General features: G+C 61.6%; 9 protein-coding genes and 2 pseudogenes. 6 read left to right on the forward strand and 5 right to left on the reverse strand.

The features are described 5' to 3' along the window. The first annotated feature begins 21 nt into the window (after positions 1-21). Complete coding sequence (locus AD668_RS27815; RefSeq protein WP_053164334.1) at positions 22-966, forward strand: class I SAM-dependent methyltransferase; 945 nt, start codon at positions 22-24, stop codon at positions 964-966. 263 nt (positions 967-1,229) lie between these two features. On the opposite strand, the pseudogene AD668_RS27820 reads toward AD668_RS27815, so the two are convergent. Continuing rightward, positions 1,230-1,439: pseudogene (locus tag AD668_RS27820) on the reverse strand (response regulator transcription factor); the annotation flags it as partial. Positions 1,440-1,557: 118 nt separating this feature from the next. On the opposite strand from AD668_RS27820, the pseudogene AD668_RS27825 reads away from it, so the two are divergent. Continuing rightward, positions 1,558-2,239 (forward strand): annotated as a pseudogene (locus AD668_RS27825) (P1 family peptidase). A 319-nt stretch (positions 2,240-2,558) separates the two neighbouring features. Here the strand turns inward: AD668_RS27825 and AD668_RS27830 are convergent. Then, positions 2,559-3,248, reverse strand: coding sequence for a GNAT family N-acetyltransferase (locus tag AD668_RS27830; protein WP_053164338.1), 690 nt, complete (start codon positions 3,246-3,248; stop codon positions 2,559-2,561). A 229-nt stretch (positions 3,249-3,477) separates the two neighbouring features. On the opposite strand from AD668_RS27830, the gene paoA reads away from it, so the two are divergent. The 3 genes from paoA to paoC are packed head-to-tail and all read left to right on the forward strand — an operon-like array spanning position 3,478 to position 7,252. Next, positions 3,478-4,104 carry an aldehyde dehydrogenase iron-sulfur subunit PaoA gene (gene paoA, locus AD668_RS27835; RefSeq protein ID WP_371259851.1) on the forward strand — a complete coding sequence of 209 codons (627 nt, stop codon included), beginning with the start codon at positions 3,478-3,480 and terminating at the stop codon, positions 4,102-4,104. Beyond that, positions 4,101-5,057, forward strand: coding sequence for a xanthine dehydrogenase family protein subunit M (locus AD668_RS27840; RefSeq protein ID WP_053164342.1), 957 nt, complete (start codon positions 4,101-4,103; stop codon positions 5,055-5,057). The genes paoA and AD668_RS27840 overlap by 4 nt, the downstream gene beginning before the upstream one ends. After that, entirely contained in the window at positions 5,054-7,252 is a 2,199-nt protein-coding gene (gene paoC / locus AD668_RS27845; RefSeq protein ID WP_053164343.1) for an aldehyde oxidoreductase molybdenum-binding subunit PaoC, read from the forward strand. The genes AD668_RS27840 and paoC overlap by 4 nt, the downstream gene beginning before the upstream one ends. A 201-nt stretch (positions 7,253-7,453) precedes the next feature. On the opposite strand, the gene AD668_RS27850 is transcribed toward paoC, so the two are convergent. The 3 genes from AD668_RS27850 to AD668_RS27860 form a co-directional block, all read right to left on the reverse strand. Further along, positions 7,454-9,943 carry a TonB-dependent siderophore receptor gene (locus tag AD668_RS27850; RefSeq protein ID WP_053164344.1) on the reverse strand — a complete coding sequence of 830 codons (2,490 nt, stop codon included), beginning with the start codon at positions 9,941-9,943 and terminating at the stop codon, positions 7,454-7,456. 115 nt (positions 9,944-10,058) lie between these two features. After that, complete coding sequence (locus tag AD668_RS27855; RefSeq protein ID WP_053164346.1) at positions 10,059-11,012, reverse strand: FecR domain-containing protein; 954 nt, start codon at positions 11,010-11,012, stop codon at positions 10,059-10,061. 3 nt (positions 11,013-11,015) lie between these two features. Continuing rightward, entirely contained in the window at positions 11,016-11,525 is a 510-nt protein-coding gene (locus AD668_RS27860; protein WP_053164348.1) for a sigma-70 family RNA polymerase sigma factor, read from the reverse strand. 264 nt (positions 11,526-11,789) lie between these two features. On the opposite strand from AD668_RS27860, the gene AD668_RS27865 reads away from it, so the two are divergent. Next, positions 11,790-15,203: an Ig-like domain-containing protein gene (locus tag AD668_RS27865; protein ID WP_053164350.1), complete on the forward strand. Its 3,414-nt coding sequence runs from the start codon at positions 11,790-11,792 to the stop codon at positions 15,201-15,203. The last annotated feature ends 36 nt before the right edge of the window (positions 15,204-15,239 follow it).

The raw sequence follows: 15,239 nt of genomic DNA on the forward strand, positions 1-15,239 counted from the left end.
ACAAACGACCGACCCGACCCGATGAACCCTGAAGCCCTCGCCACCCTCAACGAACACCTGCTGACCGCCCTCGCGGCCGCCCCCACCGAAACCCGTCGCCTGTTCCACGGTCGCGGGCGCTGCTGGCCGGGGCTGGAGCAGGTAACCGTGGACTGGTTGCAGGGCGTGGTGCTGGTGGCGCTGTTCAAGGAACCTGAAGCGGCGCAACTGGAAGACTTGAAGCAGGTGCTGATGGCGATCACCCGGTCAGCGCAGTGGACGCAATCCGGTGCCCATACGCTGTTGCTGCAACATCGCTACCTGCTGCAAAGCACCACCGAATGGCTGCTTGGGGAAGAGATCGAGGAACTGACGATCCTTGAGGGTGGCCTGAAGTACCGCCTCGACCTGGGCCTCAAGCAAAACACCGGGCTGTTCCTCGACATGCGCTACGGTCGCGACTGGGTACGGGCCAATGCCGAAGGCAAGCGGGTGCTGAACCTGTTCGCCTACACCTGCGGTTTCTCGGTGGCGGCCATCGAAGGTGGCGCCACGCATGTGGTCAACCTCGACATGTCCAGCCCGGCCCTGAGCCGTGGCCGCGACAACCATCGGCTCAATGGCCACGACCTCGGCAAGGTGACCTTTCTGGGCCACGACCTGTTCAAGTCCTGGGGCAAGGTCATCGGCAAGGGCCCGTACGACCTGGTGATCATCGACCCACCGTCGTTTCAGAAAGGCAGTTTTTTGCTGACCAAGGATTACCAGCGCGTCCTGCGCCGCTTGCCGGAGTTGCTCAGTCCTGAAGGCACCGTGTTGGCCTGCATGAACGACCCGGCCTTCGGTGCCGACTTCCTGATTGACGGCGTGACTCGCGAGGCCCCGAGCCTGCGGTTTGAGCAGCGGCTGGAGAATCCACCGGAGTTTCCGGATGCGGATGTCGAGTGTGGGTTGAAGGCGTTGGTGTTCAAACTCGGGGAAAGCTAGAAGATCGCAGCCTTCGGCAGCTCCTGCGAACAGCCCGAGCGGCATGATTCCCTGTAGGAGCCGGCTTGCTGGCGAAGGCGGCCTCCAACATTGCGCCAATCCCAACGCCCTCTTCGCTGGCAAGCCAGCTCCTGCGAAGAGCACGGATTTGCGTGGCGCATGATTTCGCGTAGAGCCGACTTGCGCAGGAGGTTCAAGACGAAATCTACGAGTGAATGCAAAATCCCGGAGCTGGCGAAGGCTGCGATCTTTTGACCCCACTCTCAACGCCGCTGCAACACCAACGCAAACAGTTCCCCATGCCCGTTTACATTGAGCTTGTGATACAGATTGCGCCGATGCACCTTCACCGTTTCCGGTGAAATCCCCATCTGCCGGGCAATGGCTTTGCTGGAGAAGCCTTGAAGGATCAGCCGTGCTGTCTCGATTTCATGCACCGTGAGTCGGGCGTCGAAGCGGTCGAACAAGGTCGAAGGCTGCGATCTTTTGATCCTGCTCTTCCACGGTAAAAAATCAAAAGATCGCAGCCTTCGGCAGCTCCTACACAGGCTCCGCGATCTTTTACTGCCCAACATTCAAATGAGATATCCCATGAAACCACGTGCCCGCGACCTGAATATCCAGTTCGGCCAACTGCAACCCGGCCCACTCAACGCCATCACCGACGTTCCCGGCGTCCGCGTTGGCCACAGCAATGTGCGAGGACGCACTGCCAACGGTCGCGACATCCTCACCGGCGTCACTGTGATAGAACCCCGCGCCGGCAGAAAGCGGCATGATCTGCCATGAGTTCAAGGGTGGCATCGGTACAGCTTCGCGACGCTTGAACGCAGCCCAAGGGGGATGGACGGTCGGTGCCATCGTTCAAGCCAACCATGGCATCCGCCATGAACTGCGCGTCGATGGCTACCCGGTCGGGCGTTTCATGGACCCGGTCGATTCGCCGTTCCTCAAGGCTTCGTTGCCGCATCCGGGCATGGGCTCGATTGTGGTTTGCCTGGCCACCGACGCGCCGTTGCTGTCGCACCAGTGCACGCGTCTGGCCCAACGCGCCAGCCTCGGCCTGGCGCGCACCGGCGGCGGCAATGAAGAGCACATCAGCGAGTTGTTTCTGGCCGCCACCGAAGCGGTGGAAGAAGCGATCATCAACGCCTTGTTGGCCGCCGACGGCGCCGAAGGCAACGGCCACGCGGTGCCAGGGCTGGATACCGAAACGTTGCTCACGGCGCTGCGCCGCGCCGGGTGGCCGGGGGATACGACTAGTGGTACTTGAGTGAAACACTCGGTCTTTCTAGGATGGAGTTACGCAGCCGCTTGTTTGCTCAACAAGCTGTTGCGTAAGCGGTGGGTGCACTGAACCCCTATAAGCTCACCGCTTGCTTCGTGCGCATCTTGAGCCTCAACGGCTCTACTTCCTCCCCATCAAAGAGCTCTGAGGCTCTTTTTTAACCTTCTGAAAACCAACACATACCCCTGTGGGAGCGGGCTTGCCCGCGAAGCGGCCATCACGTCCAGCATTCAGGCTGACTGACACGCCGCCTTCGCGGGTAAGCCCGCTCCCACAGAGTTCTGCAGTGTCTGGTCGAGTGCGATCAGAAGTTTTCGCCCAGTCGCTCACGCACAAACTCAGTGGCCTTGCGCGTCAGCTGATCCAAATGCCGATCCCGCTGTTTCTCCGCATCGACCATGGACCGCTTGCCGTGCTTTTGCAGCAGGTAGGTATGAATCTGCCGCACTTCCAGCGAACTGTAGATCGGCGCCACATCCAGCAACGGCATAAGCCCGTCGCTGCCGTGATCGCGGGTGTTCATCAGCACCTGGGTCGATCGCACGCCCACCACCTGGAAACCCATCGACTCGAAGTACGGCACCTTCGCCACTGCGCAGGACAGTTCGGCATGGGGATAACGACCGACCATTTCGCGCACCATCCGTCGCGCCACTCCCAGGCCCCGATGCTCGGCGCGAACCGCCATGTAGGCCACGCCGCAGGCATCCGGATCGCCCTTGACTGGCAGGTACAGCAGAAAACCGATGACGGTGTCAGGGTCGTCCGGATCGGTGGCGACGATCAACTCCACGTCGATTCCTTTCGCCCCGCTCAACGCCTCCAGATACAGATGCACTTCGTAGCCGATCGCATACTGGTACACGTTGTGCAGCAGGTTGCTCGGGGGGATCGCAACCGCACTGATCTCGGTCAGGTTATCGACCACCATCTGCAAAATCTGGCTGTTGATGTGCTCGGGGCACGGGGTTTTGAAGTGGCTGATCGGCGGCATTGCGGGGGCTGACTCCGGAGGAAGCGTTCTTTGCGAGCGGCCTATCATAACGTGTGCCGCAAGCATTTCCTCATTCATGAGCCACACGCATAACGCCATACACGAAATTCAAGAAAACTTTCCGCCGCCGCCGTGGGTCACTCAATGGATGAGGACCGCAAAAGCGTCGACCGAACGCTGCAATCGTAAACACTCCACAGGAATCGAATCGATGGAAAACCGTGACCTGATGACGATTTCCCGCCGCTACTTCCTGATCGTGGGCGCGGTGACCGCCGCGACCGTGGCATTGCCGCCGTTCATCTCGGCGCAGGCATCCGCCGCCAATGCCGCGGCGCGCCCGATCAAGGCCAAAGTGACAATCTGGGTAAACGACGAACAGCATGACCTGGACCTGGATACCCGCACCACCCTGCTCGATGCTCTGCGTGAACACCTGCAACTGACCGGCACCAAGAAAGGCTGCGATCACGGCCAGTGCGGGGCCTGCACGGTGATTGCCAATGGCCGGCGGATCAATTCCTGCCTGACCCTGGCGGTGATGCACCAAGGCTCGAAAATCACCACTATCGAAGGCCTTGGCACGCCTCAAAAACTGCATCCCATGCAGGCAGCGTTCATCAAGCACGACGGCTATCAATGCGGATACTGCACACCGGGTCAGATTTGCTCCGCCGTCGCCATGCTGAAGGAAATCCGCGATGGCATTCCCAGCCACGCCAGCCCCAGCCTGACCGAACCGCCGCAACTGATCGCCGGTGAAATCCAGGAACGCATGAGCGGCAACATCTGCCGCTGCGGGGCGTACTCCAACATCATCGAGGCGATCAGCGAAGTCGCGGAGGCCAACGCATGAGACCTTTCACCTACTTGCGCGCCCAGTCCCCGGCCGAGGCTGCGACCCTGGCGGCACAGGCCAAGGGATCGCGATTCATCGCCGGCGGCACCAACCTGCTGGACCTGATGAAACTGGAGATCGAGACGCCGACCTACCTGATCGACGTCAACGATGTGGGGCTGGACCGGATCGAAGCGTCGCAGGACGGCGGCGTGCGCATCGGCGCCCTGGTGCGCAACACCGACCTCGCCGCCCACCCGCGCATCCGCAAGGACTACGGCTTGCTCGCGCGTGCCCTGCTCGCCGGGGCTTCCGGGCAATTGCGCAATGCCGCCACCACCGCCGGCAACCTGCTGCAACGCACCCGCTGTCCATACTTCTACGATACCCATCAAGCCTGCAACAAACGCCAACCCGGCAGCGGCTGCGCGGCCATCGACGGGGTCAACCGGCAACTTGGCATCATCGGCGTCAGCTCGGCCTGCATCGCCACGCACCCCAGCGATATGGCCGTGGCGATGCGCGCCCTCGACGCTCAAGTCGAAACGGTCAAACCCGACGGCACCACACGCGTCATTCCCATCGCGGACCTGCATCGATTGCCGGGCACCACGCCGAATATCGAAAACTCGCTGACGGAAAACGAATTCATCACGGCGGTTACGTTGCCAGCGCCGATCGGCGGTACGCACATTTACCAAAAGGTCCGGGATCGGTCTTCTTACGCCTTCGCGCTGGTTTCCGTCGCCGCGATACTTCAGAAAGACGGCAGCGGTCGAGTGGCTTTCGGTGGGATCGCGCCCAAGCCCTGGCGCGTCGAATCAGCAGAAACCGCCCTGCCCAGCGGCGCAAAAACGTTCACCGATCAGTTGCTTACCGGCGCGACACCCACCCATGAAAACGCCTTCAAACTGACCCTGGTCGAGCGCACGCTCGCTTCAGTGATGGCTCAGGCGAGGGAGCACGCATGAAATTCGAAACCCCGGCCACCACCAACCCCATCGACCAGTTGAAGGTCGTCGGCAAGGCCACCACGCGCATCGAAGGACCGCTGAAAACCACCGGGCAAGCGACCTACGCCTACGAACATCACAGCGCCGTGCCAAATCAGGCTTATGGTGTGGTCGTGGGGTCGGGCATCGCCAAAGGCCGCGTCGTTTCGATGGACCTTGAGGCGGCCCGCGCCGCGCCCGGGGTGATCGCCATCGTCACGGCGGCCAACGCTGGCAAGCTAGGCAAAGGCAAGTACAACACGGCGAAACTGCTCGCAGGACCGGACATTCAGCACTACCACCAGGCCGTCGCCCTGGTCGTTGCCGAGACCTTTGAACAGGCGCAAGCCGCCGCGCAACTGCTGGGCATCCGTTACGAACGCGCCGAAGGTGTGTTCGACCTCGCCAGCGTTCGCGATTGCGGCGTGGAAGCCAAGGAGCAAATGGCCGACACCCTGCACGGCGATTTCGAGGGCGCCTTTGCCGCCGCGCCGGTGCAACTGGACGCGACCTACACCACGCCCGATCAGGCCCACGCCATGATGGAGCCGATGGCCTCGATGGCGGCGTGGGACGGTGACAAGCTGACCCTGTGGACCTCCAATCAAATGATTGACTGGTCGGTTACCGACCTGGCGACCACCCTTGGCGTGCCGAAGAAAAACGTGCACTTGATCTCGCCTTACATCGGCGGTGGTTTCGGCGGCAAGCTGTTTATCCGCTCGGATGCCCTGTTGGCGGCACTCGGTGCGCGGATGGCGAAACGGCCGGTGAAAGTCATGCTCGCCCGGCCTTTGATGTTCAACAACACCACGCACCGCCCGGCCACCATTCAACGCATCCGCATCGGCGCGACGGCTGATGGCAAAATCACGGCCATCGCCCATGAGGGATGGTCCGGCGACTTGCCCGGCGGCAAAGTCGAACTGGCCGCGCAACCGAGCAAATTGCTATACGCGGGAGAAAACCGTCGGGTCACCATGCGCCTGTCGACCCTCGACCTGCCCGAAGGCAACGCCATGCGTGCGCCGGGTGAAACGCCGGGGATGATGGCGCTGGAAATTGCCATGGATGAAATGGCCGACAAGCTCAAACTCGACCCGATCGAATTGCGCATTCTCAACGACACCCAGGTCGATCCGGTGAACCCGCAACGTCCCTTCTCCCAGCGCCGCCTGGTGGAATGCCTGCGCACCGGCGCCGAGCGTTTTGGCTGGAACAAACGTTCCGCACAACCAGGCACGCAACGCGAAGGCCGCTGGTTGATCGGCATGGGCATGGGCGTGGCGTTTCGCAATAACCTGCTGATGAAATCCGGCGCACGGGTGCGGCTGAACGATCAAGGCATCGTGACCGTGGAAACCGACATGACCGATATCGGCACCGGCAGCTACACGATCATCGCCCAGACCGCCGCGGAGATGCTCGGCGTTACCCTCGAAGAGGTGGTGGTGCACCTGGGTGATTCGAGCTTTCCGGTCTCGGCGGGGTCCGGTGGCCAGTTCGGCGGCAACTGCTCGACGGCCGGAGTGTATGCCGCGTGCGTCAAGCTTCGCGAGGCGGTTGCTCAACGACTGGGCATGACGATAGACGAGGCAACTTTCGTCGACGGTCAAGTGCGCTCCGGCGAAAAACGTGTGCCGCTGCGTGATGCCGCTCAAGCGGGTGAGCTGGTGGCCGAGGACACCATCGAGTTTGCCGGGCTGAGCAAGAAATACCAGCAATCGACCTTCGGCGCGCACTTCGTCGAAGTCGCCGTGGACAGCGCCACCGGCGAAACCCGCGTGCGCCGAATGCTGGCCGTGTGCGCCGCGGGGCGCATCCTCAACCCGACCTCGGCACGCAGCCAGGTGATCGGAGCAATGACCATGGGCGTCGGCGCGGCGTTGATGGAAGAACTGGCCGTGGACAAGCGCCTGGGCTTTTTCGTCAACCATGACCTGGCGGGTTACGAGGTGCCGGTGCATGCCGATATCCCCCATCAGGAAGTGATCTTCCTCGACGAAACCGACCCGATTTCATCACCGATGAAAGCCAAGGGCGTCGGGGAACTGGGCATATGCGGCGTCAGCGCGGCAATTGCAAATGCGATCTACAACGCGACGGGGATTCGTGTGCGGGACTACCCGATTACCCTGGACAAGATGCTGGATCAATTGCCGCAGATGATTTGATCGATCGAGGGTTGTAGGAGCTGGCTTGCCGGCGATGGCGGTGTGTCAGGCGACAACGAGGCCGGATGTGCCGGCCCCTTCGCTGGCAAGCCAGCTCCTACAGGTTTTGGGGTGAGTCTGGTATTTGCGGACGACCCAATCCCCTGTAGGAGCTGGCTTGCCGGCGATGGCGTCAGTGATCGCACCGCATAATCACAAGACTTACCAGTCGTACGTCATCTCAACCGATGCCACCCGCTCCTGCCCGTAATAACAGCCAAACGAATAGTTGCAGTCCGACACGTATTCACGATCGAAGATGTTCTGCACATTCAGTCGGGTCTGCAAGCCGCGCAGGCTCGGGTCCAGTTTGCCCATGTCGTAGCTGACGGTGGTGTCGTAGACAACCCACGACGGCACGTCGAACGAATTGGCGGCATCACCCGGCTTGCGCCCGGTGTAGCGCGCACCGGCACCGAAGGTCAGGCCGTTGAGGTTGGCCTGGGTGAAGTGGTAGTCCACCCACATCGACGCGGACACCGGCGACTGGGCTTCGTTACGGTTGTCCTCGTTGCCCCAGGTGTCCTTGGTGTAGAACGAGTCCATGTAGCTGGCGGCGGCCATTACGTCGATATTATCCAGGCTCGATTTGACTTCCAGTTCGACACCACGGGAGCGCATTTCACCGCTCTGGGACATGTACTCCGGATAGTCGTCATCACCGGTCAGCACGTTCTTCTGCTTGATCTGATAGACCGACGCGGTGATCAGCGTCTTCTCGAACGGCTGATACTTCACACCCACTTCGTATTGCTCGCCCTCGGTCGGTTCGAAGGCGCTGCCTCCGCGTTGAGGCGCCGCCGTGCCCAGGGTCGGCAGGAAGGATTCGGAATAGCTGACATACGGCGCCAGGCCGAATTCGGTGACGTAGGTCAGGCCCACACGGCCGGTGAATTTGTTGTCGCGCTTGGCTTCGTGGGTAGACGCAAGCAAGTCCTTGTTGTCGATTTCAGCCCAATCCTGACGTCCACCAATGGTCAGGATCCACTGGTCCAGTTTGATCTGGTCCTGCACGTACACGCCGGTCTGGCGCAGGGTATTGTCCCACTGGGTGGTCAGCGTCGGCGTCACGCTGCTGGTGTCGTAGTTGTTCTTGCCGTAGAGGTCGACCGGCAACACGTTGTTGGCATTGTAGCCATCGTATTTGCGCGAGAAATGGCGGTAGTCCACGCCCACCAGCGTGGTGTGTTCCAGCGCACCGGTATTGAATGTGTATTCCAGGTTGTTATCGATGGTGTAGGCGATGTTGTGCTGATGCCAATCGACCTTGGCACGACTGGCCCGGGTGTAATCGGTCACGCCATCGGCATCGGTGACGAAGCTGCGCAGGTAGAAACCTTTGTAGCGGTCGCGCACGTCGGTGTAGCGGGCACTGGAGCGGTACTTCAGGTCTTCGCTGAAATCGTGGGTGAAGTCATAGCCGAAAACATACTGGTCACGCTTGTAGTCGTTGAAATTGGTATCGCCAGAGAAAAAGTGGCGGTTGATCTTCTCGCCGTTGGGGGCACGGTCGAGCGAACCGATTCCTGGCAGCGACTGATAGTCAGGCACGCCGTCATCGCGCTGCGCCTGCGCCAACAGCGTCAGGGCCGTCGCATCGTTGATTGCCCAGGTCAGGCTCGGCGCCAGCAGCATGCGCTGGCTGTTGTTGTGGTCGACCTGTTCGTTGCCCTTGTCAGCGACACCGATCAGGCGGTAACTGAACTCCTTTTGCTCGTCGAGCGGACCGCTGGTGTCGAACGCGCCGTTCACCCGGTTGTAGCTGCCCGCCCCGAGCTTGACCTGGCTGCGCTGCTCGGTGGTCGGACGCTTGGACACCATGTTGATCAGGCCGCCCGGCTGGTTCTGCCCGTACAGCACCGACGACGGGCCTTTGAGCACTTCGATGCGCTCCAGGGTGTAGGGATCGATTTGCGGGGCGCCGCCGAGGCTGCCGGCGTAGGGGATGTAGGCGCCGTCCAGATACAACGGCGTCGGTGCGAAACCACGGCTGGTGATCTCATCGGCAATCGAGTTGCGGTCGGTGAAGCCCCCGGTGTTCAGCCCCGGCGTGTAGCGCAGGGCCTGGGTCAGGTTGCGTGCGCCCTGGGTTTCCACCTGGGCGGCGGTGACCACGTTGATGGTCTGCGGGATTTCCAGGATCGGTGTGTCGGTCTTGGTGGCGGTGGCGCTGCGGGTCGCGACGTAACCCTCTACCGGGCCGTAGGCCGATTCGGTGACGACACCCGAAATGCTCGTGGCGCCTAGCTGCAGCGCGGCACCACTGACCTGGATCGGCAGCAGCGAGTAGCTACCGTTGTCGTGGCGCACCGCTTCCAGTTTGCTCCCCGCCAGCAATTGTCGCAGACCCGCGTCTGTCGTATAGCGACCCTGCAAACCCGCGGTTTTCTGACCGTTGGCATAGGCCGGATCGAACGAAACGGTTACGCCAGCGATGGATGCAAATTCAGTCAGCGCCGAACCCAACGGGCCGGCCGGAATATTGAATTGCGCCTCGTCCCTGGTTTGCGCCCAGGCCGGCTGTGCCACCATCGTCATCGCCAATGGAGCGGCCAGCGCCATACCCAGCAGTGCCGCGTGCACCGCACGGTTCAAGGGTTTGATGGATGGCTGGGAAGAAGCAATGCGGTGTTGGGGATTGCGAGGGGTCATGCAGTTTCCTTTCGCCCGTTGGCAGTCAAATGGCGGCGTCTGTTGCGCCTCTATCTACCAAGTCGAACGAGAATCAAAATCAATAACCCCTGCTGCGATTTTTTTGCAACCGTCCTCAAACCGCTTCCACCGTGGTCCAGTAACGGCTGAAACGACGGATACGCACAGGCAGAGTGGACGTCAGGTTGTCCAGCACCGTGTCGGTGTCGCCGAGATGAAACGCCCCGGAAATTCGCAGCGCACCCACAGCCGGATCACAGCCCAAGTGTCCGGGACGGTAGCGCTGCAACTCGGTAATGAAATCCGCCAGACGCCAATCGTTGGCGACCAGCATGTCGCGGGTCCAGGCATCGGCCTGTGGATTTGCAGGCAGTAAAGAGTCGATGCGGTCTTCACGCAAACTCACTTGCTGCCCGGCATCGACCCGCACGGCGCAATTCGGCAGTTCGGCGCTGCGCACCTCCACCGCATGCTCCTGAACACTGACCTGCGTACGCCCCGCTTCACTGCGCACGATGAACCGGGTGCCCAACGCACGGATACTGCCTTCGGCGGTGTGAACAATGAATGGCCGGGCGTGAGTGTCGCGGGCCGTTTCTATCTGAATTTCCCCTGCCAGTAAACGCACCTCGCGCAGGCTGGCGCTGTAGCGCACGTCCACTGCCGTGGCGGTGTTGAGTTGCAAGTTCGTGCCGTCGTCCAGACGTACGCGGCGGCGTTCCCCGGTGCCGGTGCGCTGGTCCGCCATCAACGTTGGCAGTGGAGTCGTGTTCCAGGCCAGCGTGCCCGCCCCGCTCGCCACCAGCAAAAGCGACAACACCTTGAGCACATCCCGGCGCTTGGCCCGGGCGCTGGCGAGGGTTGGCCGTGCGACACCGGGGCAAACCTGGCCGAGCTTGTCCTGCAAGCGCCCGAGGCGTTCCCAGGCCTGCATATGCCGCGGATCACGCTCCAGCCAGCGACGATGCGCCTCACGAACCTCCTCATCCGGCACGTCGTCGCGCAGGTCGACATACCAGCGCGCCGCCGCTTCCAGCGTGGCGTAATCCAGCGACTTTGAACTCGCCACGGCTCAGTCCTCGATCAACAACAGGCAGTGCGTCAGGGCGCGCACCGCGTGCTTCTTCACGGTGGTGACCGAGACGTTCATGCGCCGGCCGATCTCGACGTAGCTCAACCCATCGAGCTGCGCCAAAAGGAAAATCTCCCGGGTACGCTCACCGAGGCCATCGAGCAGACGGTCGATTTCCATCAGGGTTTCGATCACCAGCTCACGGGTTTCCGGCGACACCGCAACCGGTTCGGGAATGGCCGCCAGGGTTTCCAGCCACGCCTGCTCCAGCGCCCGGCGGCGAAACATGTCGATCATCAGGCTGCGGGCAATGGTGCTCAGGTAGGCCCGCGGTTCGCGCAGTTCGAGGGTTTTACGCTGGGTCAGCACGCGGATGAAGGTGTCCTGGGCCAGGTCCGCCGCATGCTCGACACAGCCAAGACGTTTGCGCAGCCAGCCGCAGAGCCAACTGTGATGGTCCTCGTAAAGCGTATGCACGGCGTGTTGCAGGGAGAGATCAGCGGAGGACATGGAAAGACCCGACACAAAACGTTATTTGATAATGACTCTCATTTTCGTCGAGACCGAGGGGTTTTGGCAAGCCCGGGAAAAACGGGGGGGAAATGGGTATAAGCCTGCCGTTCTTTTCCCCGTATCTGCGGAAAATTCCCCACCTGACAACGGGTTAGACGTCTCAACAAATTGATACAAATGGGCTTTTTGTTTTGGCTCGGGTTTTGCTGATATCGAATTGCTAGCGCCAGCCCTGCACCGGCGAGCCCCGAGAGAACCATCATGAAAAACATACCCGAGTACCCATCGTTCGGCTTTCTCCGGAGGCCGAGCATCACCGCCGCGCTACTGCTCAATATCAACCTTGGCAGCGCCCATGCTGTACCACTGGACGATGTCAGCCAACCGCCCCCGACAGACCCCTCGTATTACTCAAATCCGCCCGCGGATCCCGCGGCCGCCGCCGCCGCGCTGGAAGCCCTGAAAACCATGCCGGAAGCCAACCAGGGTGCAATTGCCCTGCCCAATGGCGTCTATGGCACCCGCACCACGCCAACAGCCGAAAACGTACTGCCGCCGGCCCTGCAGACCTCATTCAAAATCCCCACTAACGGCAAGCCCAGCCCCTTGTTCGGGGCCCAGCCGTACACCCAGCAATTGCTGTTGTTCGAAGAATTCGGCACGGAAAAACTCGACCCTACCCTGCCAGCGCCACCGCTGACGTTCCCTGTGCCCACCGCCGGCCCGGCGCCGGTGCAAGACCCGGACAGCATCGCCCGCAGCGGCCCGTCGAGTTCGGCACTGGAAGCCTTCATGCGCCAGCCGGGGCTGTACCCGTTTCCGTCGCAGTACTCCAACGTGCTGGACCGCAACCCGTGGAAAGCGCAGATCGAAGCCTTCCTCAACCGCCACCCGGTCGGCTCGCCCGCCGAAGGTCGTCCGCCAGGAAAGGGTTGGTCGCACCAGCGCTGGAACGAGTTCTACCCTCAGGTCGCGTTTAAAACCGTGCAAGCGGGCGCCAAACTCAATGGCGGCATGCGCGACCGCAGGCAGCTGCACAACTACGCCGTCGGTGAGTTCGGGCCTGGCGGTCTCTACTACCAGACCTCGGACATTCCAACCACAACAGGCACGACCAAAGGCATCGACACGCGCTTTCACCCCAGCATGCCGATCCAGAACCACAAGGCACTCTGGACCTTTGACGGCACCTTTCCGGCAAAACTGCTGATGGTGCGATACGGTCAGCCTGTATTGATGCGTCACTACAACGCCCTGCCGATCGACCCTGCGGCCAACATGGGGTTCGGCCTGCACACCATCAGTACTCACGAACACAACGGTCACAACCCGGCAGAAAGCGACGGCTACACCAACGCGTATTTCTTTCCGGGGCAGTACTACGACTATCGCTGGCCGATGCAACTGGCCGGCTATGACACCATCAACACCGACGCCCATGACCCGCGCGCGGCGTTCCCCTGCGCCCCGGGTGAAACCCTGTTCGTCAATGACGCCAGCCCGGGCCTGAAAACCTGCGACAACGGCACCATCAAGATCCGCGGCGACTGGCGCGAAACCATGAGCACCCACTGGTTCCACGACCACATGCTCGATTTCACCGCACAAAACGTATACAAGGGCAACGCGGTGATGATGAACTACTACAGCGCCCTGGATCGCGGTAACGAAGCGATCGAAGACGGCGTCAACCTGCGCCTGCCCAGCGGTTCGGCGTTGCCTTGGGGTAACCGCGACTACGACGTCAACCTGCTGGTGGCCGACAAGGCCTGGGACGCCAATGGTCAACTGTGGTTCAACCCGTTCAACACCGACGGCTTTCTTGGCGATCAGATCCTGGTCAACTGGCAGTACCAGCCGCGCTTGAAAGTGCGGGCGCGCAGCTATCGTTTCCGTATCCTCAACGGCTCGGTGTCACGCTACTTCAGGATTGCGCTGGTGCGTGAAATTGCCGGTACCGGTGGCGAGTTCCCAGGGCCGGCAGGTTCCGGCGTGTCCTATGCCCGCGTGCCCTTCCACATGGTCGGCAACGACGGCAACCTCATGGAACACGCCGTGCCCTTCGACGGCAGCATGGACCTGGATGGCGACGGCGATAAACAGGACCACAACGCGATCCTGCCTACCCAGGGCATCGCCGAGCGGTTCGATATCATCGTCAACTTCGCGAAAAACGGGATCAAGGTCGGCGACAAGCTGTACTTCGTCAACTTGATGGAACACCAGACCGGCAAGGGTCCGGAGGACGATCCACTGAGCCTGGCCGACGTGTTGTCCGAACAGTACAAAGCGGTGATCAAACAGGGCAGCAAAGGCCCTGAATGGGACAAAGGCGACCCTGTGGTGGGCAAATTCATGCAGATGATCGTCCAGCCTTATTCCGGCACGGATGTCAGCATGAACCCCGCCGACTATGAACCTGCCAAACCGGGTAAAGCGGCCGGCAAAACCATGATCCCGCTGACCCTCAATCGTGACGATCCGGTGGTGCAAGCCAAGCTGAAACAGGCCCGCCATCGCGAGTTCATCTTCGGCCGCTCCGACGGGACCGACGAAGCTCCGTGGACCATCAAGACGGACGGTGGTTTCGGATACTCCATGGACCCTCGCCGGATCGACGCGGCGCCGCAACTGGCCAACGGCCCGACCGATGGCGGCTACAGCGGCGACGGCACGCTGGAAGTATGGAAAATCGTGAACGGTGGCAACGGCTGGAACCACCCGGTGCATGTGCACTTTGAAGAAGGGATCATCCTCAGCCGCGACGGCAAGGCGCCGCCGGAATGGGAAAAAGGCGCGCGCAAAGACGTCTATCGCATCGGCGAAGGCATCGACAGTTCGGTGGATGTGGAGATGGCGATTCACTTCCGCGAATTCGCCGGGACCTACATGGAGCACTGCCACAATACCCAGCACGAAGACAACTCGATGCTACTGCGTTGGGATATCGAGAACCCGGGTCAGTTCCAGTTGATGCCAACGCCCCTGCCTGGCTGGGACGGTGTCACCTACGTCAACTCCGCTGCCCTGCCAACCTTCCGCAGTGGCGAAGGCCCTGGCAATGACGACGATGACGTGACCAACAAAAAACCCATCGCCCTCAACGACAGTGCCACCAGCAGCAACGGCCAACCGGTGACCATCAACGTCCTGGCCAACGACAGTGATCCGGACGGCAACGTACCGCTCAAAGTCGTGGGCCTGGCGCAACCGGACTCCGGCCAGGGCATGGTCAGCACCGATGGCGTGCGAGTGGTCTACACACCGCCGGCCACGATCGCCGCAGCGTTCACCGCGTCCTTCACCTATCAGGCCAGCGACACCAAGGATGCGCTCTCGGATCCGGCGACGGTCTCGGTGTCGGTCACCGCTGCGCCGACGGTCAACGAAGACCTGGTGATCAGTAGCGCCGCGGTCACCTCCCGCAGTAACAGTCGCTACACCTGGGATCTGACGGGCACCACCTCGCGCGGCACAGGCAACACCATCACGGTGAAAGTCTCGACCACTGCCGGGTTACTCAACCTTGGCACGGCGACCCTCACGCCAATCGGCACCGGCGCTCGCTGGCGGGTGTCGGTCACGACCACCGGCGCCGGCCCGTCGCCGAACCCGACCGCGACCGTCACCTCGTCGCTCGGCAAGACCGTCACGGCACCGATAGCGGCGCACTAAAACGGCCTTGATGAACACCCGGTCCATGCAATGTGG

The organism is Pseudomonas sp. P1.8, from assembly GCF_001269805.1.
Taxonomy (GTDB): Bacteria; Pseudomonadota; Gammaproteobacteria; order Pseudomonadales; family Pseudomonadaceae; genus Aquipseudomonas.